The following is a 19701-nucleotide window of genomic DNA, read 5'->3' as shown; positions in this document are numbered from 1 at the left end:
AGTCCCCCAAAAGACGTTGTTGGATAAAAAATAAGACGTGGCCAAAAAACCACGTATAGCGCAGTCGCTAATATGACTTATCGGCTCATATTTTTTGATCCCCGCTGTTTTCTTAAGCTGGCTTGAGACCTATAAGACGGCATCTCCGCAGCCGCTCACGCGAAAGAAAGGCATGGCCATGACTTCCACCCGTATCGAAACCGATACTTTCGGCGAGATCGAAGTACAAAGCGACAAATATTGGGGCGCGCAGGCGCAGCGCTCGCTCGGCAATTTCAAGATCGGTTGGGAGAAGCAGCCGCTGTCGATCGTGCGCGCGCTGGGGATCGTCAAGCAGGCCGCCGCCCGCGCCAACATGGCGCTCGGCAAGCTCGAACCCGCGGTCGGCAATGCCATCATCGACGCCGCCCAGGAAGTCATCGACGGCAAGCTCAACGACCACTTCCCGCTGGTGGTATGGCAGACCGGATCCGGCACGCAGTCGAACATGAACGCCAACGAGGTGATCTCCAACCGCGCGATCGAAATGCTCGGCGGCGTCATGGGCTCGAAGAAGCCCGTGCACCCGAATGACCACGTCAACATGAGCCAGTCGTCGAACGACACCTATCCGACAGCCATGCATATCGCCTGCGTCGAGCAGATCGTCCACCACCTGCTACCGGGCCTGAAGCATCTGCATGCCGCGCTCGACATGAAGGTCACCGAGTTCAGCCACATCATCAAGATCGGCCGCACGCATACGCAGGACGCGACGCCGCTGACGCTTGGCCAGGAGTTCTCCGGCTACTCCGCACAGGTCGCCTCCGCGATCGCCAATATCGAGCTGACACTGCCGGCACTCTCCAAGCTCGCCCAGGGCGGCACTGCCGTCGGCACGGGCCTCAACGCGCCGATCGGATTCGCGGAGAAGGTCGCGGAAGAGATCTCCGCTATCACCGCCCTGCCCTTCGTCACTGCGCCGAACAAGTTCGAGGCGCTCGCCTCGCATGACTCGATGGTCTTCGCCCATGGCGCCATCAATGCGGCCGCGGCTGCCCTCTTCAAGATCGCCAACGACATCCGCTTCCTGGGCTCCGGCCCGCGCGCCGGCCTCGGCGAACTGTCGCTGCCGGAAAACGAGCCCGGCTCCTCGATCATGCCCGGCAAGGTCAACCCGACGCAGTCGGAAGCGCTGACGCAGGTCTGCGCTCACGTCTTCGGCAACAACGCCGCGCTTACCTTCGCCGGCAGCCAGGGCCACTTCGAGCTCAACGTCTATAATCCGATGATGGCCTATAACTTCCTGCAGTCGGTGCAGCTGCTCGGCGACGCCGCCGTCTCCTTCGCCGACAATTGCGTCGTCGGCATCGAAGCCCGTGAAGACAACATCAAGAAGGGCGTCGAGAACTCTCTGATGCTGGTGACGGCGCTGAACGGCCGTCTCGGCTACGACATCTGCGCCAAGATCGCCAAGACCGCGCACAAGAACGGCACGACGCTCCGCGAGGAAGCCGTCGGCGGCGGTTACCTGACGAACGAGGAGTTCGACCAGTATGTCCGCCCAGAAACAATGATCGGCCCGAAGTAAGCGCCATCCCGGATCATCGATGGACCACCAAACACCGCCACGGCCTCCGTGGCGGTGTTTTTTCGTGCATTCTTGACCGTTTTTCGAAGGTTTTAGAATGATTGCAATTCGCACATTGCCCGCATAGACCGTCTGCGATTTCCATTCCGGCCCGCATGAAAGGTCATTCGATGGCTGACGATCTCTTCCCCCTCGGCAAAGACTCCACCCAGTACCGCAAGATCAGCAGCGACCACGTCTCTGTCGACAGCTTCAAGGGCCAGGATATCCTGACCGTCGAGCCCGAGGGCATTCGTCTGCTGGCCGAGACCGCCTTTGCCGACATCAACCATTTGCTGCGCCCCGGCCACCTGAAGCAGCTCGCCTCGATCCTCGACGACCCCGAGGCGACCGACAACGACCGTTTCGTCGCCTACGACCTCCTGAAGAACGCCAACATCGCCGCCGGCGGCATCCTGCCCATGTGCCAGGACACCGGCACCGCGATCATCATGGGCAAGAAGGGTCGCCGCGTCTGGACCGAGGGCGAGGACTACTCGGCGCTCGCCAAAGGCGTGATGGACGCCTACGAGAAGAAGAACCTGCGCTACTCGCAGCTGGCGCCGATCAAGATGTTCGAGGAGAAGAACACCAAGAACAACCTGCCGGCCCAGATCGACATCTACGAGGAAGGTACGGACGAATACAATTTCCTCTTTGTGGCCAAGGGCGGCGGCTCGGCCAACAAGACCTTCCTTTATCAGGGCACGCCTTCGTTGCTCACCCACGACCGGATGATCGACTTCCTTAAGGAAAAGATCCTCACGCTGGGTACAGCAGCCTGTCCTCCCTACCATCTAGCGATCGTCATCGGCGGCACCTCGGCCGAGATGAACCTGAAGACCGTCAAGCTCGCCTCCACCCGCTATCTCGACGATCTCCCGACCGAGGGCTCGGAAAGCGGCCACGCCTTCCGCGACGTCGAGATGGAAAAGGAAATCCACAAGCTGACGCAGCAGATGGGCGTCGGCGCGCAGTTCGGCGGCAAGTATTTCTGTCACGACGTCCGCGTCATCCGCCTGCCCCGCCACGGGGCCTCGCTGCCGATCGGCCTCGGCGTCTCCTGTTCCGCCGACCGCCAGGCAAAGGGCAAGATCACCCGCGAAGGCATCTTCGTCGAGCAGCTGGAAACCGATCCGTCCAAGTACATGCCCGAGATCGACGAGGCTAAGCTGTCGGAATCGATGATCAAGATCGATCTCAACCAGCCGATGGCCGATATACTTGCCGAACTCAGCAAGCATCCGGTGAAGACCCGGCTGTCGCTGACCGGCACGATCATCGTCGCCCGCGACCTCGCGCATTCAAAGATCCGCGAGCGTCTGGAAAAGGGCGAAGGCATGCCTGACTACATGAAGAACCACCCGGTCTACTACGCCGGCCCGGCGAAGACGCCTGCCGGATATGCCTCCGGCTCCTTCGGCCCGACCACGGCCGGCCGCATGGACTCATATGTCGACCAGTTCCAGTCCTTCGGCGGCTCGATGATCATGCTCGCCAAGGGCAACCGATCACGCGCGGTGCGCGAAGCCTGCAAGACCCATGGCGGCTTCTATCTCGGCTCCATCGGCGGCCCCGCCGCCCGCCTGGCGCAGGATTGCATCCGCAAGGTCGAGGTGCTGGAATATCCGGAACTCGGCATGGAAGCAGTCTGGAAGATCGAGGTCGAGGACTTCCCCGCCTTCATCGTCACTGACGACAAGGGCAACGACTTCTTCCAGGAATTCAACCTCGGCTGATTGTTTAGTGCGCAGTTGCGGTCACGCGGCCGCCAGCCACGTCGCTTTTGCTTGTCGCGATGTAATCGCTCGCGACAAGCACATCCTCGGCATTGACGCTCGCTAGTATTTCCGAAGTAAATGCACCATGAAAGAAACCTTGTTGCTGGATCAGAAAAAGAGATCCGGCAATAACAGCGGCAGCGAGCACGGCTGGAGGCGAGTTATGGGACGTTTGCATGGCCTGTTGCTTTCTCCTGACACCGCTACGGTGCCTTGAAGCATAAGTTGCCACCTTATTGTCGTTCACAAAAGAACCGAGATCAGCAACCGATTGTCAATGAATTATTGACGACACCAAGCACTGCAAATATCTCGCTCAGTTAATTTAAAGAAACATACCATCAGAACGCGCAGCCCCCACCCGACGTCGCGTGAATTCCGATATAAAAATCATATGGATAAGAACAGATCCGGAAACCAGAATAAAATTCACATGTAATCTCTGGTATATCCAACCTTAATCATTTCAAAACAATTGTAGCTTAAGAAATAAGAGAAGACTTTTGAGATGTACCAAAGGAGTGGCCGAATGACGACGGCTGTGGCGCCAAAGACGCAGGTCCCCGATGTGGCGAGCCAGATCACTTTTGCGATGCGCTCCATGGGTGTCGCGCCCATTCCGCGGAATTACGAACTCTTTTACGAGGCCTATATCGGCTCGAACCCGGCGCTGACCCGCGATCTCGCGGCTCTTGGCAATCTGGCGACCCAGGAAGAACTGGATGCGCTTGGCAGCCAGCATTTCAGCCACGGCGCCGGCCGCGTCTTCGATGACGCACACACCCGCATCGCTGCCGAACTCGAATCGGTGCTGCGCGTTCTGCGCCAGGAGCAGACATCGCTCGAAAGCTACAACAGGCTGCTCGGCGAGACCTACAACCGCATCACCTCGAAGAACACATCCAGCGCCGACCTCATTCAGAATGCCCTGCATCTCCTGACCGAGGCGACCGGCAACACCATGGCGCACGGCGAGCGCACGGTCGAAAACGTCGTCCAGCGCTCCAATGAAATGGACCAGGTCCGGAAAGAGCTCGACGAATACAAGCGCATCGCCAATACGGATTCGCTGACCCGGCTCTCCAACCGCCGCGCCTTCGACGATCGCCTCGCCGCCGTCTTCAACAACCCGTCCATGCGCCCGATCACGGCGCTTGTCCTTGCCGACATCGATAACTTCAAGAAGATCAACGACACCTACGGCCATCCCGTCGGCGACAAGATCCTCGCGACGGTCGCCTCCGTCATCCGCGCCAACGTGCGCCGTGATGTCTTTGTCGCCCGCACCGGCGGTGAGGAGTTCGCGCTGATCATCGAGGGCAACACGGCCGACGAAGTGATGGCCGTCGCCGAGCGCATTCGCCGCACGCTTGAAGCAACGCCGTTCAAGAACTCCCGCACGCGGATCAACTACGGACCGGTTACGGTATCGGTCGGCATCTGCATGGCATCAAGTGCCGAGGATGCGGGTGAGCTCTATCACAAGACCGACGTTGCGCTCTACGGCGCCAAGAACGCCGGCCGCAACTGCAGCGTCCTCTTCGAGGACGGCATGCAGAAGGACTTCACCAAGAGCTGGCTGATCTACAAGGCCTGAGCCGCGACGAACCGCGGCCCTATATCAAACGCTACCACATCGTCTTGGCCGCGCGCGCGGCCCATTCGCGATCATAGGTCTCGTGATCGAACGCCTCCGTTGCCGCCTTCAGCATCAGGCCCGGCGTGGGAAGCCCTTTCGGATCGACAAACTTGTCTGGATTCCACAGCTCCGAGCGGATCAGCGCCCGAGCGCATTGGAAATAGACTTCTTCGATCGTCACCACGATAACGGTGCGCGGATGTTTGCCGTCCATCTCGAACGATGTCAGCAGCGCCTCGTCGTTGGAAACGACACCGCGCCCGTTGATCCGCATCGTCGTATTCGACCCCGGGATCAGAAACATGAGGGCGAGCCTGGGATCCCGCACGATGTTCGACAGCGAATCGACACGGTTATTGCCGCGCCAGTCAGGCATCTGAAGCGTCTTGTTGTCGACAACGCGCACGACGCCTCCGAGGTCACCACGCGGAGAACAGTCCAGCCCCTCTGGACCGACGGTTGCCAATGCAACGAAGGGCGAAGCCTCGATCATCTGTCGATAGAGCGGCGTCAGGTAATTGGTCACCTTCGCCACGGATGCCTCCGACAAGCCGCCACCGTAAATGGTGGCCAGTTCTTCAACGGTCTCGATGATTTTCATGGCCGTTCCATCGTGTTGTTTCTTTTCAGTAATTAGCCGCCTAAAATGACGCTGGCGTGACATGCGCCATCTCGTTTGAGGCTACGCGCGACGGCGCGCTCAGCGCGGCTTTTCCGAGGTATCTCGGTTCATGCCTTTTTCACTAAGCTCGTTCTCGTAGGCCGCGAAAAGCTCTTCACCGCGCTCCCCAAGTTCGCGCAGATACGACCATGTGAAAATCCCGGTGTCGTGCATGTCGTCAAAGCCGATCCTGACAGCATAATTGCCGGTAGGGGTCATGGAGATGATCGCGACATTGCGCTTGCCGGGAACGGTGACCTTCTGGCCCGGTCCATGACCCTGCACCTCCGCTGACGGTGAAAGAACGCGCAGCATCTCGGCACTGAGCGTGAAACTCTCTCCATTATTGAAGGTGATGACCAGCTGTTGCCGATCCTTCGTAACCTTCAGCTCCGTCGGCCAGATGTCGCTCATATGCTGCTCCTCTTCGTTTCGAGGAGTAGGCAATGCGTCCGTGCGAGGCAAGTTCAATTTATTGTAAGCGAGCGGCCTCTTGCTTGACGTTGCGGTGCACAGTACGCACATTATTGGAAGATTGGAGACTGTAGTGAACAGCAAGGTTGGAACGATCGCCAACGCCACGCCTCTCGTGGCCGATGCGAAACCCATGATCGACCCTTTTCAGCGGGCCGTCACCTATCTGCGTGTCTCGGTGACCGATCGCTGCGATTTCCGCTGCACCTATTGCATGGCCGAGAACATGAACTTCCTGCCGAAGAAGGATCTTCTGACGCTGGAAGAGCTGAACAGGCTCTGTTCCGCCTTTATCGTCAAGGGCGTTCGCAAGCTGCGACTGACCGGCGGCGAGCCGCTGGTGCGCAAGAACATCATGCATCTCGTGCGTCAACTCGGCCAACAGATCGGCTCCGGCCTCGACGAGCTGACGCTGACCACCAACGGTTCCCAACTCGCGCGTTATGCCGACGAGCTCTATGATTGCGGCGTTCGCCGTATCAACGTATCGCTGGATACGCTCAATCCCGACAAGTTCCGCGAGATCACCCGTTGGGGCGACTTCAACAAGGTCATGGAAGGCATCGACGCCGCCCAGAAGGCTGGCCTTCACATCAAGCTCAACGCCGTCGCCCTCAAGGATTTCAACGACGTCGAGATGCCCGAGATGATCCGCTTCGCCCATGGTCGCGGCATGGATCTGACCGTCATCGAAACCATGCCGATGGGCGAGATCGAGGAAGATCGCACCGATCGCTATCTGCCGCTCTCCAAGCTGCGCGCCGATCTCGAGAAGCAGTTCACGATGAGCGAAATCGGCTACCGCACGGGCGGCCCTGCCCGCTACGTCACCGTCGAGGAAACCGGCGGCCGCATGGGCTTCATCACCCCGATGACCCATAATTTCTGCGAGAGCTGCAACCGCGTGCGCCTCACCTGCACCGGCACGCTCTACATGTGTCTCGGCCAGAACGACGCCGCCGATCTGCGCTCCGCCGTGCGCGCCACCGAAGACGACGGCTTGCTCTACGCCGCGATCGACGAGGCGATCTCCCGCAAGCCCAAGGGCCACGACTTCATCATCGACCGCACCCACAATCGCCCCGCCGTCAGCCGCCATATGAGTGTCACCGGCGGGTGATCTGCTGCGCGCGATAGGTTGAGCAGCGCCATTGTGCACTGCGCAATCGAATTATGACGGCTGTGTCCAGCATTCGATTCCAATCGTCCCGCTCTCGCTCTACAAGAGCGCGGGATGGAATCGGAATCGCCTTATGCCGCGGTCAAGCAATACTCAGGGTGCGATCTATATGACGATCGCGATGGCCTTCTTTTCTGCGGGCGATGCGCTGTCGAAATCGGTCATAACGGAAATGAACGCAGGCCAGATCATGTGCATGCGCGGCGTGATAACAAGCGCGCTGGTCTACCTGATCGCCCGCCACATGGGCGCGCTGCGTTCCTGGCGCATCCTGCTGCAGCCTATGGTCGCCACCCGCGTCATCTGCGAAATCCTCGCCGCCGCGACCTATATCACCGCGCTCGGCATGATGCCGCTTGCCAATGCATCCGCCATTCTCCAGTCGCTACCTCTAGTGGTCACCTTCGGCGCGGTCCTGTTCTTCGGCGAACCGGTGGGCTGGCGGCGGATGCTGGCGATCTTCGCCGGCCTGATCGGCGTCATGATCATCGTCCGTCCTGATGCCGATGGTTTTACGGCTGCAGCGCTCCTTTGCATCGCAAGCGTGCTCGTCACCGCCGGCCGCGACCTTGCAACCCGCAAGATCGATCCCGAAATCCCCTCGCTGATGATCACGGTCATCACCGCAATGGCGGTAACAGTATTCGGCGCGCTGCTCACCCCGGTTCTCGGCGGCTGGAAGCCTGTCACCGCCACGTCCTTCTCGCATATCGCAGTGGCTGCGATCACGGTGCTGGTTGGCTATCAATGCATCATCGCCGCGATGCGCACCGGCGAAATCTCCTTCGTCGCACCGCTGCGTTACACCAGCCTCATCTTCTCGGCGCTGCTCGGCTGGCTCTTCTTCTTCGAAGTCCCCGACAGCTGGACCGTGATCGGCGCCGCGATCGTCATCGCCTCCGGGCTCTACACCTTCTATCGTGAGGCCAAGCGCCGCGGCGCGCCGGTCGCACAGGAATCCGAACCGAGAGTACCGGTCTGATGGCCACCGCACCAATTCCCACGAGCAGCTTTGCGCTCGACCGATCCAACATTCCAGGCGTCGTGCTTGCGGGCGGGCGTTCCTCACGCATGGGCCGCGACAAGGCAGGCGTCGCACTGTCGGGCCGCACGCTTTTGGATCGCGTCATCGAGCAGCTGTCGCCGCAGGTCATCTCCGTTGCCGTCAATGCCGACGCAGCACCAGATCGCTGCAACCGCCCCTTCATTCCCGATATCGTCCCCGGCAAGGCCGGCCCGATGGCCGGCATCCACGCCGCCATGGCGCATGGAGCGAGCCTGCCCGCGGTAACGCACGTGGCAACTGTCTCCGTCGACAGCCCATTCTTCCCGCACGATCTCATCGACTGGCTGGCGGCCGCCATCGACACCCCCATGAAGATCGCCATCGCCACCTCCGAGGGTCGCAGCCATCCCGTCTTCGGCCTCTGGCCGGTGGCGCTTGCCGACGACCTCGAAAGCTGGATCGCAACCGATGAGAAGCGCCGTGTTCGCGACTTCCTGTTACGGCATGACGTTACGGAAGTTGCCTTCCCGCTGCGCCCCACCCGCGCAAGCCTGCTCGACCCGTTCTTCAACGTCAACACGCCCGATGACCTCGCCGAGGCCGAGCGCTGGATGAAGGTGCTGACATGACCGAACGGCCAAAGATCTTCGGCATTTCCGGCTGGAAGAATTCAGGAAAAACCGGGCTTGCGGTTCGCCTCGTCGAAGAGTTCACCCGCCGGGGCTATCGCATCTCCACGATCAAGCATGCCCACCATGATTTCGACATCGACAAGGTCGGCGCCGACAGCTACCGCCACCGCCAGGCGGGCGCACATGAGGTGACGATCGTCTCCGGCACGCGCTACGCCATCATGCACGAATTGCGCGGCGCGGCCGAACCGAGTTTCGAGGAAATCCTCGCCCGCATCGCCCCCTGCGATCTCGTCCTCATCGAGGGTTACAAGCGCGAGCCGATCCCGAAGATCGAGGCGCGCCGGCTGGAAGCGGCAAACCGCGAGCCACTGTCACCCGGCGATCCCCACATCGTCGCCATCGCCGCCGATCATCCGGTGCCGGACAATGCCCTGCCCGTCTTCGATCTCGACGACACGCTTGCCATCGCCGATTTCGTCGCGGCAACCGTCGCTCTTCCGCCGATCAGATAAGCGCTGCAGCAACAAAAAAGGCCGCCGATCGCCCGGCGGCCTTTCCATTGTCGATACTGCTGTGCGCTCTTAGTTGCGCGAGGCCACCGGCCGCACCAGCGCCGTGACGCGGCGAATGGTGACGCGGCGGTTTTCTTGCTCCGGTCCCTGCGTGTTGACCTTCAGGTAACGCTCGCCATAGCCCTGGGTCGCCAGGTTTTCCGGCGGGATGCCGTAGACGTCGGTCATCACGTTGGCGACCGATTCCGCGCGCTGGTCAGAAAGGATCAGGTTGCTCTGGTCGGAGCCGACAGCGTCGGTATGACCTTCGATCAGGAAGGTCTCGGTCGGGTCCTTCTTCAGCACCTCGTTGATCGCGTCGGCCACCTTGCGCAGGCTGCGCGCCTGGCTCATCGGGATCTCGGCGCTACCGGTCGCGAACGTCACGGTATCCAAGTCGATACGGCGAACCTTGTCGCGGATACGAGCCGAATACTTCACTTCGTTCAGCGAATAGACACGCTCGACAGGCTCGACCGGCGGCTCGCGCAGGAAGTCGTAATAGTCGCGATTGTCGTCGCTGCTGGTGTCCATGATGTAGTCCTGCAGCGGAATGCGCAGTCGCATCGGCGGCAGATCGGCACCCGGATCCTCGAAGTAATCGCGGTCAGGATTGTCGTAGAGGTCAGGCGTGTAATAGAGCACGTGCTCGCGACCGCGATTGTCGATGCGCGAACGCTGGATGATATCGCCGTAGCGGTTGCGTACCGTCACGATCTGGTAGCCGTCGCGATCGATCGTCTCGCGATAGCGGTCGCGCGGCAGCTGCTCGTAGATCGGACGTTCGCCGTCGCGCAGGAACCGGCGGTCGTCATCGCCACGGACATAGGTCTGGTTGTTGAACTGGATGATGACGCGGTTGTCGTCACCACGCTGGCCGAAATTCGCGCCATCAGGACGGGCGAATTGCGGGCGCTGGTCCAGACGCTGGCCCTGCTCGGCGGTGATCGCTTCGATCTTGATAGGCGCAGGCTTTGCGGCACCCGGGGCCGCCAGCTGAGCGTCGGCGTCCGACTTCGGCACGCGCACCTGCTGCTCCTGACCGCGCTGCTTGTCGCGGTCACGACGCGACTGCACACCGCCGGAGCGATCCGCATCCTTGTCGCTGTCGAGAACGGCCGCACCGTTCTGCACCGGCAGAACGACGGTCTCCGTGCTCTTGCTCGGATCGGCGGCGATTTCCTTGCGGCGCTCCAGCTCCTGCGGCGTCACCTTCTCAGGAGCCGGGATCGGTTGCTCGGTCTGGGCAACGGGAGGCTGACCTGCCGGCGGCTGGCCGGCCTGATCAGCAGGCTGACCGGCTGGCGCGCCCGGCTGGCCCGGAGCCACCTGTTCGCCCTGCTGCTGAGCCGGCGCTTCGCCGGGCTTGGCCTGACCGGGCGCCACCTGGGGCTGCGCTTCAGCCGGCTGCTGAGCCGGAACGGGCGTCTTGCCCGCGGGTGCTTCCTGCGGCTTGGCGGCGTTATCGGGAGCTGGCTGCTCGGTTGCGGGCGCGGTCTCGGCGGCCGGCTTTTGAGCGGGCTCGGCCTGGGGGGCTTCGGCCGCAGGCTTCTTGTGTGGCTTTGTGGGCTGTTCGCTGCCATCGGCGGCGGCTGGCTTGCCGTTCTTGCGTGGCGGCTTTGCCTGTTCGGGCTGAGCCTGCTCAGCCTGCGGCTGTTCTGCCTGCGGCGCGGCCTGCTGCGGCGCGGCTTCTTCCTGCTGCGGCTGCTGGTCACGCTTCTTGCGGCGCGGCTGTTCAGCCGGCTGCTCGGCGCTCGGTGCTGCCTGCTCCTGCTGTTCGGCGGCGGGCTGCTTCTGGCGGCGCGGCTTTTCAGCGGGCGCTTCCTGCTGAGCGGGCTCGGCTGCCTGCGGTTCCGCGGCAGGCTGTTCTGCAGCAGGCTGGCGCTTTCTCGGCTTCTCGGCGGGCGCTTCGGCCTGCGGCGCCGGTTCGGCGGCAGCCGGGGGAGCCTCGGCCGGTGCTTCCTGCTTGGGTGCAGGCGGCGCCTCGGCGGGAGGTTCGGCGGCCTTTGGCGCTTCGGCCGGAGCCTGCTGCTGTTCCTGTTCCTGCTGCTGGCGCTTCTTCAGAAGCTCCTCTTCGGAGGTCGCATCCTGCGCTACCTCGAAGCTGCCCGCGACGGCCCGATGGCCTGCTCCAACCTCTTCGACGCTCGGCGCTGCCGCAAACACGTGCGCCGGGGGCAGCACAAGCGACAGGGACAGAAGCGGAAAGGCCGCGCTGGCAAACAATCTGGATTTCATTCCCATAAGGTTTCCTCGTTTCTTGTTTATTCTTCGCGTTCGCAACGACGTCTCTTTTCGGCACGCAAACAAGCCTTGCTAAACTGAGCACGCCAGGATTCGTTCCACGGTCTTAAGAATTGCCGCATTAACCCGGTATGAATATGGCGGTCTGCAAACGTTCAGCTTCGCCATAGTTGGCCAGCACGACAAGGCAGTGAAAGCAGTTGCAATCCGCGTAAAAAAGGTTTGATTATCGCGGCAAGGCGTTGCAAAGCAGCGTCCTGCTTCATGCCACCAAAAAAACAAAGGGATGGCATGCGGTAACCAACAGAGAGGACTCACATGCATATCTCCACCCGTTTTCTCGCAGCCGCCTCGATCGCCGCGATGTCTCTTTTCGCGGGCTCGGCAATGGCCGATGGCGAGAAGTATGTCATTGGTACGGACTCGACCTACCCGCCCTTCGAATATGTTGACGCAAGCGGCCAGTTCCTCGGCTTCGACATGGACATCGCCCGTGCGCTCTGCACGCAGATGAAGGCCGACTGCACCATCGTCAGCAGCGATTGGGACGGCATCATCCCCGGCCTCAACGCCAAGAAGTTCGACATGATCATCTCGTCGATGTCGATCACGCCCGAGCGTTCGAAGCTCGTCGACTTCACCAACAAGTATTACAACACCCCGCCGGCAGTCGCCGTGCCGAAGGACTCCACCGTCACCGACGTTGCTGGCCTCAAGGGCAAGACGATCGGCGCGCAGACCTCGACCACGCACGCCAACTACGCTGAAAAGCACCTGGCCGACACCGAGCTGAAGCTCTACCCGACGGCTGACGAGTACAAGCTCGACATCTCCAACGGCCGTATCGATGCCGTCATCGACGACGTCGTCGTTCTGTCGCAGTGGGTCAAGTCGGATGCCGGCGCATGCTGCAAGATCCTCACGACCCTGCCGGTCGATAAGGAAATCAACGGCGTTGGCGCCGGTATCGCAGTTCGCCAGGGCGATCCGCTCCGTGAAAAGCTGAACACGGCGATCGCAGCGATCCGTGCCGACGGCACCTACAAGAAGATCCAGGACAAGTATTTCGATTTCGACGTCTACGGCGCCGAATAAGCTGTAGGCCTAATAAATGCGATGGCGGGAGGCTTGCCCTTCCGCCATTTTTGTTTGACAAAGAGTGCAATATCAAGGCGGCAAAAGCCGCGAGGGGAAACTTGGCATGGGCGGATTGTCCTCCGCACTGGGTTCGCTCTGGACCTGGATTGGATATGTGTTTGACCCGCTATGCGGACCCGTCGGCATTTTCACATGGCTCGGCCAATCGACGATTCTGGCCTGTGGCGACACCGGCTGGGGCGATGAGATCGCAGCCGGCCTGAAGGTCACGGTCGCCGTCGCCCTCGTGACGCTCCCGATCGGCCTGTTGATCGGCTTCATGGTGGCGCTCGGCCAGCAATCGGAAGAAAAGGCGGTACGCCTTGCCGCCGGCATCTACACCACCATCTTCCGCGGCCTGCCCGAACTGCTGACGCTGTTCATCATCTATTACGGCATGCAGATCCTGCTCCAGTCGCTGCTCGCCTGGTTCGGCTATGACGGCCGCATCGAGATCAACGCCTTCGTCTCCGGCGTCATCGCTCTGTCCGTCGTGTTCTCGTCCTATTGCTCGGAAGTGCTCCTGTCGGCCTTCCGCGCCATCCCCAAGGGCCAGTACGAAGCGGGCGACGCACTCGGCCTGCATCGCGGCCGCACGATGGTGCTGATCATCCTGCCGCAGCTGGTGCGCATCGCCCTTCCCGGCCTCGTCAATCTCTGGATGATCTTGCTCAAGGACACATCCTACGTCTCGATCATCGGCCTTGCCGACGTGCTGCGCCAGACGGGCGTGGCGGTGAAAGTCACCAAGGAGGCGTTTCTGTTCTACACACTGGCCTGCGGCATCTATCTCGGGCTTGCCATCATTTCCTCGTTCGGCCTGCGCTATATCGAACGTTGGGCGAAGCGCTCGGAGATCAGCCGATGAGCCACGCAGAGGTCCTGATCCCCCCGCAGCCGGCCCCGAAAAACCTCGATAAGCCACTCACCCTCGCCCGCGTCATGGGCTGCCTCGTGGTCGGCCTGTGGATCATTCTCGCCATCGCGCTGATCGGCATGATCATCGAGGGCTGGGATGTCGAGAAATTCACCCGCTACGGCCCGCGCTATCTGCACGGATTGATGACCACGATCGTGCTGGTTGCCGTCTCCGTCGTCTGCGGCGCTGTCCTGTCCGTGCCCTTGGCCTTCGCCCGCATGTCGAAGAACAAGGTCATCAACGGGCTTGCCTTCTGCTACGTCTACGTCTTCCGCGGCACGCCGCTGCTCGCCCAGCTCTTCCTGATCTACTACGGTCTCGGCCAGTTCCGGCCGCAGTTGGAAGCCGTGGGCCTCTGGTGGTTCTTCCGCGACGCCTGGTATTGCGGCCTGTTCTCCATGACCATCAACACCGCAGCCTATCAGGCCGAGATCCTGCGCGGCGCCATCGAGAGCGTACCGCGCGGCCAGCATGAGGCAGCCTCCTCGCTCGGCATCCACAAAATCATCGCCTTCCGCAAGATCGTACTGCCTCAGGCGCTGATCGTGGCGCTACGCCCCTATGGCAACGAGATCATTCTCCTGATCAAGGGATCGGCCGTCGTCGCCATCATCACCGTGCTCGATCTCATGGGTGAAACGCGCTACGCCTTCTCGCGCACTTTCGACTACCAGACCTATCTCTGGGCGGCGATCTTCTATCTAGCCATGGTCGAAAGCCTGAGGCATCTGTGGAACTGGATCGAGCGCCGCCTCACCCGCCACCTGAAGCGATAAGCAGGTTGGCAGCACTCTCGACGGAGAGCTGCCAAGCTATTGAAAATAAATAATGATATCCATTTTCTTGTAGCCTTTTCGCAAGCTTCGCGTAAGCATGTCATGCTCTCATTTCAATGGACGCTAATAAGCGCCGAATGGGAACAGCGAGGCATCAAATGCACAAGGACATGGAAAGACAGCTTCAGGGTTACGGCCTGACGACGGCCCAGATCCTCTACCGCATGCCGGATCATCACGCGATCCTGCAGACCTACATCTGGCAGGATTACGATCTTGCGCCCGACTTTCCCGAAATGCGCGGCTTCCTGAAGTTCTGGCAGGAGACGCTGGACGGACCGCTGCACTCGGTGCGCTACATTCACCGCAAGCTGATCTCGGCCACGGAATGGCGCGCGCTGAAAGGTGAGTTCATCATCAACTGAGCAGCCGCCACCAACGTCACCATTGCAAAACGGGGCCGCTCGCCTTAGAGGCAGGGCAACAAACGAACGATGGTGGATTGTGATGGCCAAGAAGATCGACGAAGACGCGCTCGCGGAAGCCTATAACCGCGCATTGGCGCTGGAAAAGGCCGGCGACGTCGATGCCGCCGTCAAGGCCTACGAGGAAGTCTTGGCAATCGATCCCGACGATCACGGCGGCGCTGCCGTCCGTATCGCCGCCATGGGCCGCGGCGAGACGCCGGCGAAGGCACCGGACGCCTATGTCGAGACCCTCTTCGACCAGCACGCCGAAGTCTTCGAGGACGTTCTCGTCGAGCAACTCGGCTATCACGTGCCGATGCTGGTGCGCCAGCGCCTGCAGGCGCTGAACCTTGGTCCCTTCAAGCGCCTGCTTGATCTCGGCTGCGGCACCGGTCTCACCGGCGGCACGCTGCGCGATCTCTGCGAGGAGATGACCGGCATCGATCTCTCGGAAAACATGGTCGAGATCGCCCATGAGAAGGACCTCTACGAGACCCTGTTCGTCGCCGAGGTCGAGGATTTCCTCGACGACAATGACGAAGACCCCTTCGACATCATCACCGCCACCGACGTCCTGCCCTATCTGGGCGGTCTCGAGCCGCTGTTCTTCGGCGCCGCCGAGAACCTGACACCGGGCGGTCTCTTCATCTTCTCCTCGGAAACCCTGCCCGCCGAAAAGCTCGCCGGCCGCGCCTACATGGTCGGCCCGCACCAGCGCTTCGCCCATTCCGAGGCTTACGTCCGTGAACGCCTCGACGCCACCGGCTTCGAGCTGATCGAGATCACCAACATCAACGTCCGTATGGAAGAAGGCCAGCCGACGCCGGGGCATCTGGTGATCGCGAATCTGCGCTAAAGCCCCCGCAGGCGGATAATCGCTTGCCGCTTACATGACGACATGCTGATATCGCGCCATTCGACATCCCGGAATGGCGCGAAGGATCCGTTCTCATGACACTCGTCCTGCATCAGCATCCGCTTGCCTCCTTCTGCCACAAGGTGCTGATCGCGCTTTACGAAAGCGGCACGCCATTCGAGCGCGTGCTCGTCAATCTCGGCGACGAAGCCTCGCGCACGGGCTTTCTGGCACTCTCGCCGCTCGGCAAGATGCCGGCGCTCGAGGACAAGGGCCTTGGCCGGACCGTGTTCGAGACCTCCATCATCATCGAATATCTCGACCGCTATCATCCCGGCGGCGCGCGGCTGATCCCAGGGGATTTCGACGCGGCGCTGGATGTGCGCCTGTGGGACCGCTTTTTCGATCTTTATGTCCAGGAGCCGATGCAGCAGATCGTCAGCGAGCGGATGCGCGCGGACGGCAGCGAGGCCCGGGCCGAAGATGCGCGTCAGGCGCTGAAGCGCGCCTATGCCGTAATCGAGAACAAGCTTGCGGCTGAAGGCTGGATCAACGGAAGTAGCTTCACCATGGCCGATTGCGCCGCCGCACCCGGCCTGTTCTACGCCGAAACACTGGTGCCTTACGGCAGCGAAGTACCGAAGCTTGCAGCCTATCATCAGCGCCTGATGGAGCGCCCGTCGGCAGCCAGGGTTCTCGAAGAGGCCCTACCCTATTTCAAGTATTATCCCTACAAGGAAAACCTGCCCGCCCGCTTCAAGCCGAGCGACGCCGAGCCCTGAAGCGCACCCATCACCAATCAGTGACCGCCATCCGTTCCGAGGATCGCCGATAGCAGCCGCCCCTCGAGTTCCGCCAGATCGGCATTACCGTGGCGGCGTGGATGCGGATGGGGAATGGCGAGGTCGAGCGACACCCTGCCCTCGTCGAGCACGATCACCCGGTCCGCCAGATGCACGGCCTCGCTGACATCATGCGTGACCAGCACCGCCGTGAAGCCGAGCTCGCGCCAGACCCGCGCCAAGAGTTCCTGCATGCTGATACGCGTCAGCGCATCGAGCGCGCCAAGCGGCTCGTCGAGTGCCAGGACACCCGGACGGCTCACCAGCGCGCGGGCAAGCGCCACGCGCTGCCGCTGTCCGCCCGAGAGCCGCGCCGGCCACTCGCCGGCCTTCTCCGCCAGCTGCACTTCCGAGAGCACGGCCTCGACCTCCCGCGCCGCCAGGCGCCGGTCAATTTTGTCGCCAAGCCCGACCGCGACGTTATCGGCAACATCAAGCCATGGCAGCAGCCTCGGCTCCTGGAAGACGATACGCGCATTGGCCTCGCCGCCATCAGGCGTGTCGAAAGTGAGTTCGCCCGACGTCGGCTCGTCCAGACCCATGAGAGTGCGCAGAAGCGTGCTCTTGCCGCAACCGCTCTTGCCGATCACGGCAACAAACTGCCCGGCCGGAATGTGCAGGTTGATCCCCCGCAGCACCCTGTTGGCGCCAAAGCTCTTTTCCAGCCCTTTCAGGGTGATCGCGGCGGCACCGCTGCGCGCGGGCCTATGTGTGTCATGCGTATATTCCGGCGCATCGGCAACGCCCTGAAAGCGCTCATGTGCGATGAGGGTCATGGCCTCTCTCCTACTTCTGATAGACCGGGTTCCACCTGAGCGCCCGGCGCTCGAGCGAACGGGCCACGACATCGGCGAATTTGCCGAGAAGCGCGTAGATGACGAGCGCCAGCACCACGACATCGGTCATCATGAACTCGCGGGCATTGTTGGCCATGTGGCCGATCCCTGACGACGCGGCGATCGATTCCGAGACGATCAGCGTCAGCCACATGATGCCAAGCGCATAGCGCAGCCCGACGAAGATCGAGGGGAGCGCGCCGGGAAAGACAACCTTCCGAAACAGCGTCCAGTTGCTCATCCCGTAGACGCGGCCCATTTCGATCAGATCGCGATCGACATTGCGCACGCCGTGATAGGTATTGAGATAGACGGGAAACAGCACGCCGAGCGAGGTCAGGAACAGCTTCGATTCCTCGCCGATCCCGAACCACAGGATGACAAGCGGGATCATCGCCAGATGCGGAATGGTGCGCAGCATCTGCAGCGTCGTATCGGTCAGTTGCTCGGAAAGCTTGGAGACGCCATTGGCGATCCCCAGCAGAAAGCCGATCGCCCCACCGACAACGAGCCCGGCAAAAGCCCGGCCGGCGCTGACGAGAATATCGTGCGGCAGCTGCCCTGAAAGCGTCGTCGACCAGAAGGCCACGGCGACGTCGGATGGCGACGGCATGATGCGCGACGAGATCCAGCCCAGCGAACAGCCAAGCTGCCACGCCGCGATGATGGCAAGCGGCACCAGATAGGGCAGCAACCGATCGCGCCCCGGCACCGGCAGCCGGAAACCTCGCTTCGGAGCCGTCCTGCCCGCTGTCCGCTCCGTCAGCGCGCGGCCGATCGGCGTATCGAATGTCGACATCAAGTTCTTCCTCGCCTCTGTGTCGCCACGGCCTCAAGCCCGCTGGCAGACATGCATGCGTCATTGAAGCGCTGCGCGCAAACAGCCGGCAGCGCATATGTTCGATCAGGATCCGGAGACCACCTTGAGATTGCCGCCATGGCTGCCGCCACCGAAGACCTGGCGCTTGCCGAAGTCGCTGTCGAAGCCGTGGCGCTGCTCCTTGCGGGTGATGCCGAGTTCCGGAAACAGCAGTTCGGCCACACGATAGGCCTCTTCCAGATGCGGGTAGCCGGAACCGATCACCGTATCGATGCCGACATCCTGGTATTCGCGCAGCCGCGCGGCCACCGTCTTCGGCGAGCCGACCAGAGCCGTGCCGGCGCCGGCGCGCACCAGCCCGACGCCCGCCCAGAGGTTGGGCGACACCTCGAGCTTGTCGCGGCGGCCGCCATGCAGCGCCGCCATGCGTTTTTGGCCGACGGAATCGGACTCGTTGACGAAGCGCTGCTGCGCCTCCTCGATGGTCTCGTCGTCGAGCTTGGAGATAAGCCGGTCGGCCGCGGCCCAGGCCTCCTCGTCGGTTTCGCGAACGATGAAATGCAGGCGTATGCCGAAGCTGACCTCCCGGCCCTTCTCCGCTGCCGCCGCACGCACCTTCTGAACCTTTTCCGCCACCTGCGCCGGCGGCTCGCCCCACGTCAGGTACTTGTCGACCCGGCCGACCGAGAAATCGATACCGGCATCCGAGGAGCCACCGAAATAGAGCGGCGGGCGCGGGTTCTGCACGGAGGGGAAGCCGAGGCGCGCATTGGTCGCCTTGATGTACTTGCCGTCATAGCTGGCGACACCCTTCTCCAGCAGTTCCTCGAACACCGTGAAGAACTCGTCGGCATGGGCGTAGCGCTCGTCATGCGCCAGCGTGATACCGTCGCCCGCAAGCTCGCCCGGGCTGCCACCCACGACGATGTTGAGCAGCAGCCGCCCGTTCGAAATCCGGTCAAGCGTCGTCGTCAGCCGCGCGTAATAAGCGGGCGACGCCGTGCCGGGGCGAATGGCGACGAGGAATTGCAGCTTCTCAGTCTTGGTGGCAAGTGCTGCCGCCGTCACGAAGGATTCCTCGCAGGAGACCCCGGTGGGAAGAAGCACGCCGGAATAGCCGAGACGATCGGCGGCTTGCGCGATCTGCGTGAGATAGTCGAACTCCGGCGCGCGGTTCAGATCGTTGGAGCCGAGATAGGCGCCGTCACCCGATGTCGGGATGAACCAGAGAAAATTGATGGGATCGTGCTTGTTGCTCATGGGAATGA

Annotated in this window: 20 protein-coding genes; 13 read left to right on the top strand and 7 right to left on the bottom strand. The window is 61.8% G+C overall.

Features of this window, described 5'->3' with window-relative positions; all coding sequences use genetic code 11:
• The first annotated feature begins 178 nt into the window (after nt 1–178).
• Together fumC and ACCD05_RS05475 are read left to right on the top strand one after the other, a co-directional pair.
• Entirely contained in the window at nt 179–1570 is a 1392-nt protein-coding gene (gene fumC / locus ACCD05_RS05480) for a class II fumarate hydratase (protein WP_413391529.1), read from the top strand.
• A 170-nt stretch (nt 1571–1740) separates the two neighbouring features.
• Entirely contained in the window at nt 1741–3348 is a 1608-nt protein-coding gene (locus tag ACCD05_RS05475) for a fumarate hydratase (RefSeq protein ID WP_413391527.1), read from the top strand.
• Nucleotides 3349–3352: 4 nt separating this feature from the next.
• On the opposite strand, the gene ACCD05_RS05470 is transcribed toward ACCD05_RS05475, so the two are convergent.
• Nucleotides 3353–3568 carry a hypothetical protein gene (locus tag ACCD05_RS05470; RefSeq protein WP_413391525.1) on the bottom strand — a complete coding sequence of 72 codons (216 nt, stop codon included), beginning with the start codon at nt 3566–3568 and terminating at the stop codon, nt 3353–3355.
• A gap of 351 nt (nt 3569–3919) precedes the next feature.
• Between ACCD05_RS05470 and ACCD05_RS05465 the strand changes: the two genes are divergently transcribed.
• Nucleotides 3920–4987: a GGDEF domain-containing protein gene (locus ACCD05_RS05465; RefSeq protein WP_413391523.1), complete on the top strand. Its 1068-nt coding sequence runs from the start codon at nt 3920–3922 to the stop codon at nt 4985–4987.
• A 31-nt stretch (nt 4988–5018) separates the two neighbouring features.
• Here the strand turns inward: ACCD05_RS05465 and ACCD05_RS05460 are convergent, their stop codons facing one another.
• Nucleotides 5019–5630 (bottom strand): pyridoxamine 5'-phosphate oxidase family protein, encoded by a 612-nt coding sequence (locus ACCD05_RS05460; protein ID WP_113236240.1) that lies wholly within the window; start codon nt 5628–5630, stop codon nt 5019–5021.
• Nucleotides 5631–5729: 99 nt separating this feature from the next.
• Complete coding sequence (locus tag ACCD05_RS05455; protein ID WP_113236239.1) at nt 5730–6104, bottom strand: gamma-butyrobetaine hydroxylase-like domain-containing protein; 375 nt, start codon at nt 6102–6104, stop codon at nt 5730–5732.
• 193 nt (nt 6105–6297) lie between these two features.
• Here ACCD05_RS05455 and moaA point away from each other — a divergent pair, with 193 nt between their 5' ends.
• The 4 genes from moaA to mobB all read left to right on the top strand — a co-directional run bounded on the left by moaA (nt 6298) and on the right by mobB (nt 9497).
• Complete coding sequence (gene moaA / locus ACCD05_RS05450; protein WP_413391645.1) at nt 6298–7284, top strand: GTP 3',8-cyclase MoaA; 987 nt, start codon at nt 6298–6300, stop codon at nt 7282–7284.
• 133 nt (nt 7285–7417) lie between these two features.
• On the top strand, nt 7418–8326 hold the full coding sequence (locus ACCD05_RS05445; protein ID WP_413391521.1) for a DMT family transporter: 909 nt from the start codon (nt 7418–7420) through the stop codon (nt 8324–8326).
• Nucleotides 8326–8979 carry a molybdenum cofactor guanylyltransferase MobA gene (mobA, locus tag ACCD05_RS05440; protein ID WP_413391519.1) on the top strand — a complete coding sequence of 218 codons (654 nt, stop codon included), beginning with the start codon at nt 8326–8328 and terminating at the stop codon, nt 8977–8979. The genes ACCD05_RS05445 and mobA overlap by 1 nt, the downstream gene beginning before the upstream one ends.
• Nucleotides 8976–9497: a molybdopterin-guanine dinucleotide biosynthesis protein B gene (mobB, locus tag ACCD05_RS05435; RefSeq protein ID WP_413391517.1), complete on the top strand. Its 522-nt coding sequence runs from the start codon at nt 8976–8978 to the stop codon at nt 9495–9497. The genes mobA and mobB overlap by 4 nt, the downstream gene beginning before the upstream one ends.
• A gap of 69 nt (nt 9498–9566) precedes the next feature.
• Here mobB and ACCD05_RS05430 read toward each other — a convergent pair whose 3' ends face one another.
• The gene (locus ACCD05_RS05430) at nt 9567–11780 is read right to left on the bottom strand and encodes an OmpA family protein (protein ID WP_413391515.1); all 2214 of its coding nucleotides are present in this window, start codon (nt 11778–11780) and stop codon (nt 9567–9569) included.
• 318 nt (nt 11781–12098) lie between these two features.
• Here ACCD05_RS05430 and ACCD05_RS05425 point away from each other — a divergent pair, with 318 nt between their 5' ends.
• The 6 genes from ACCD05_RS05425 (at nt 12099) to ACCD05_RS05400 (ending at nt 16717) form a co-directional block, all read left to right on the top strand.
• The gene (locus ACCD05_RS05425) at nt 12099–12875 is read left to right on the top strand and encodes an ABC transporter substrate-binding protein (RefSeq protein ID WP_047512277.1); all 777 of its coding nucleotides are present in this window, start codon (nt 12099–12101) and stop codon (nt 12873–12875) included.
• A 106-nt stretch (nt 12876–12981) separates the two neighbouring features.
• Nucleotides 12982–13785 (top strand): ABC transporter permease, encoded by an 804-nt coding sequence (locus ACCD05_RS05420; protein ID WP_018900579.1) that lies wholly within the window; start codon nt 12982–12984, stop codon nt 13783–13785.
• Nucleotides 13782–14612 carry an ABC transporter permease gene (locus tag ACCD05_RS05415; RefSeq protein ID WP_112941663.1) on the top strand — a complete coding sequence of 277 codons (831 nt, stop codon included), beginning with the start codon at nt 13782–13784 and terminating at the stop codon, nt 14610–14612. Before ACCD05_RS05420 ends, ACCD05_RS05415 begins: the two co-directional genes overlap by 4 nt.
• A 158-nt stretch (nt 14613–14770) precedes the next feature.
• On the top strand, nt 14771–15037 hold the full coding sequence (locus ACCD05_RS05410; RefSeq protein WP_018900581.1) for an usg protein: 267 nt from the start codon (nt 14771–14773) through the stop codon (nt 15035–15037).
• A gap of 82 nt (nt 15038–15119) precedes the next feature.
• Nucleotides 15120–15935, top strand: a complete 816-nt coding sequence (locus tag ACCD05_RS05405) for a methyltransferase (protein WP_413391512.1) — start codon at nt 15120–15122, stop codon at nt 15933–15935.
• A 95-nt stretch (nt 15936–16030) separates the two neighbouring features.
• Complete coding sequence (locus ACCD05_RS05400) at nt 16031–16717, top strand: glutathione S-transferase family protein (protein ID WP_413391510.1); 687 nt, start codon at nt 16031–16033, stop codon at nt 16715–16717.
• Between the two features lie 17 nt (nt 16718–16734).
• Here ACCD05_RS05400 and ACCD05_RS05395 read toward each other — a convergent pair whose 3' ends face one another.
• The 3 genes from ACCD05_RS05395 to ssuD form a co-directional block, all read right to left on the bottom strand.
• Nucleotides 16735–17553, bottom strand: coding sequence for an ATP-binding cassette domain-containing protein (locus ACCD05_RS05395; protein ID WP_413391508.1), 819 nt, complete (start codon nt 17551–17553; stop codon nt 16735–16737).
• 10 nt (nt 17554–17563) lie between these two features.
• Nucleotides 17564–18412: an ABC transporter permease subunit gene (locus ACCD05_RS05390; protein WP_413391506.1), complete on the bottom strand. Its 849-nt coding sequence runs from the start codon at nt 18410–18412 to the stop codon at nt 17564–17566.
• A gap of 105 nt (nt 18413–18517) precedes the next feature.
• On the bottom strand, nt 18518–19693 hold the full coding sequence (ssuD, locus tag ACCD05_RS05385) for an FMNH2-dependent alkanesulfonate monooxygenase (protein ID WP_413391504.1): 1176 nt from the start codon (nt 19691–19693) through the stop codon (nt 18518–18520).
• Nucleotides 19694–19701: the final 8 nt, after the last annotated feature.

Source organism: Rhizobium sp. Rhizsp42 (assembly GCF_047304155.1).
GTDB lineage: Bacteria > Pseudomonadota > Alphaproteobacteria > Rhizobiales > Rhizobiaceae > Rhizobium.
The sequence above is the reverse complement of the archived record's forward strand: the minus strand, read 5'-3'. Positions and strand labels throughout refer to the sequence as shown.

Coding starts and splice junctions, on each gene's coding strand:
- mobA (WP_413391519.1), top strand. CDS start 8,326: ATGGCCACCGCACCAATTCCCACGAGCAGCTTTGCGCTCGACCGATCC.
- ACCD05_RS05430 (WP_413391515.1), bottom strand. CDS start 11,780: ATGGGAATGAAATCCAGATTGTTTGCCAGCGCGGCCTTTCCGCTTCTG.
- ACCD05_RS05405 (WP_413391512.1), top strand. CDS start 15,120: ATGGCCAAGAAGATCGACGAAGACGCGCTCGCGGAAGCCTATAACCGC.
- ACCD05_RS05445 (WP_413391521.1), top strand. CDS start 7,418: ATGCCGCGGTCAAGCAATACTCAGGGTGCGATCTATATGACGATCGCG.
- fumC (WP_413391529.1), top strand. CDS start 179: ATGACTTCCACCCGTATCGAAACCGATACTTTCGGCGAGATCGAAGTA.
- moaA (WP_413391645.1), top strand. CDS start 6,298: ATGATCGACCCTTTTCAGCGGGCCGTCACCTATCTGCGTGTCTCGGTG.
- ACCD05_RS05415 (WP_112941663.1), top strand. CDS start 13,782: ATGAGCCACGCAGAGGTCCTGATCCCCCCGCAGCCGGCCCCGAAAAAC.
- ACCD05_RS05455 (WP_113236239.1), bottom strand. CDS start 6,104: ATGAGCGACATCTGGCCGACGGAGCTGAAGGTTACGAAGGATCGGCAA.
- ACCD05_RS05420 (WP_018900579.1), top strand. CDS start 12,982: ATGGGCGGATTGTCCTCCGCACTGGGTTCGCTCTGGACCTGGATTGGA.
- ACCD05_RS05410 (WP_018900581.1), top strand. CDS start 14,771: ATGCACAAGGACATGGAAAGACAGCTTCAGGGTTACGGCCTGACGACG.
- ACCD05_RS05475 (WP_413391527.1), top strand. CDS start 1,741: ATGGCTGACGATCTCTTCCCCCTCGGCAAAGACTCCACCCAGTACCGC.
- ACCD05_RS05395 (WP_413391508.1), bottom strand. CDS start 17,553: ATGACCCTCATCGCACATGAGCGCTTTCAGGGCGTTGCCGATGCGCCG.
- ACCD05_RS05400 (WP_413391510.1), top strand. CDS start 16,031: ATGACACTCGTCCTGCATCAGCATCCGCTTGCCTCCTTCTGCCACAAG.
- ACCD05_RS05470 (WP_413391525.1), bottom strand. CDS start 3,568: ATGCAAACGTCCCATAACTCGCCTCCAGCCGTGCTCGCTGCCGCTGTT.
- ACCD05_RS05460 (WP_113236240.1), bottom strand. CDS start 5,630: ATGAAAATCATCGAGACCGTTGAAGAACTGGCCACCATTTACGGTGGC.
- ssuD (WP_413391504.1), bottom strand. CDS start 19,693: ATGAGCAACAAGCACGATCCCATCAATTTTCTCTGGTTCATCCCGACA.
- ACCD05_RS05465 (WP_413391523.1), top strand. CDS start 3,920: ATGACGACGGCTGTGGCGCCAAAGACGCAGGTCCCCGATGTGGCGAGC.
- mobB (WP_413391517.1), top strand. CDS start 8,976: ATGACCGAACGGCCAAAGATCTTCGGCATTTCCGGCTGGAAGAATTCA.
- ACCD05_RS05390 (WP_413391506.1), bottom strand. CDS start 18,412: ATGTCGACATTCGATACGCCGATCGGCCGCGCGCTGACGGAGCGGACA.
- ACCD05_RS05425 (WP_047512277.1), top strand. CDS start 12,099: ATGCATATCTCCACCCGTTTTCTCGCAGCCGCCTCGATCGCCGCGATG.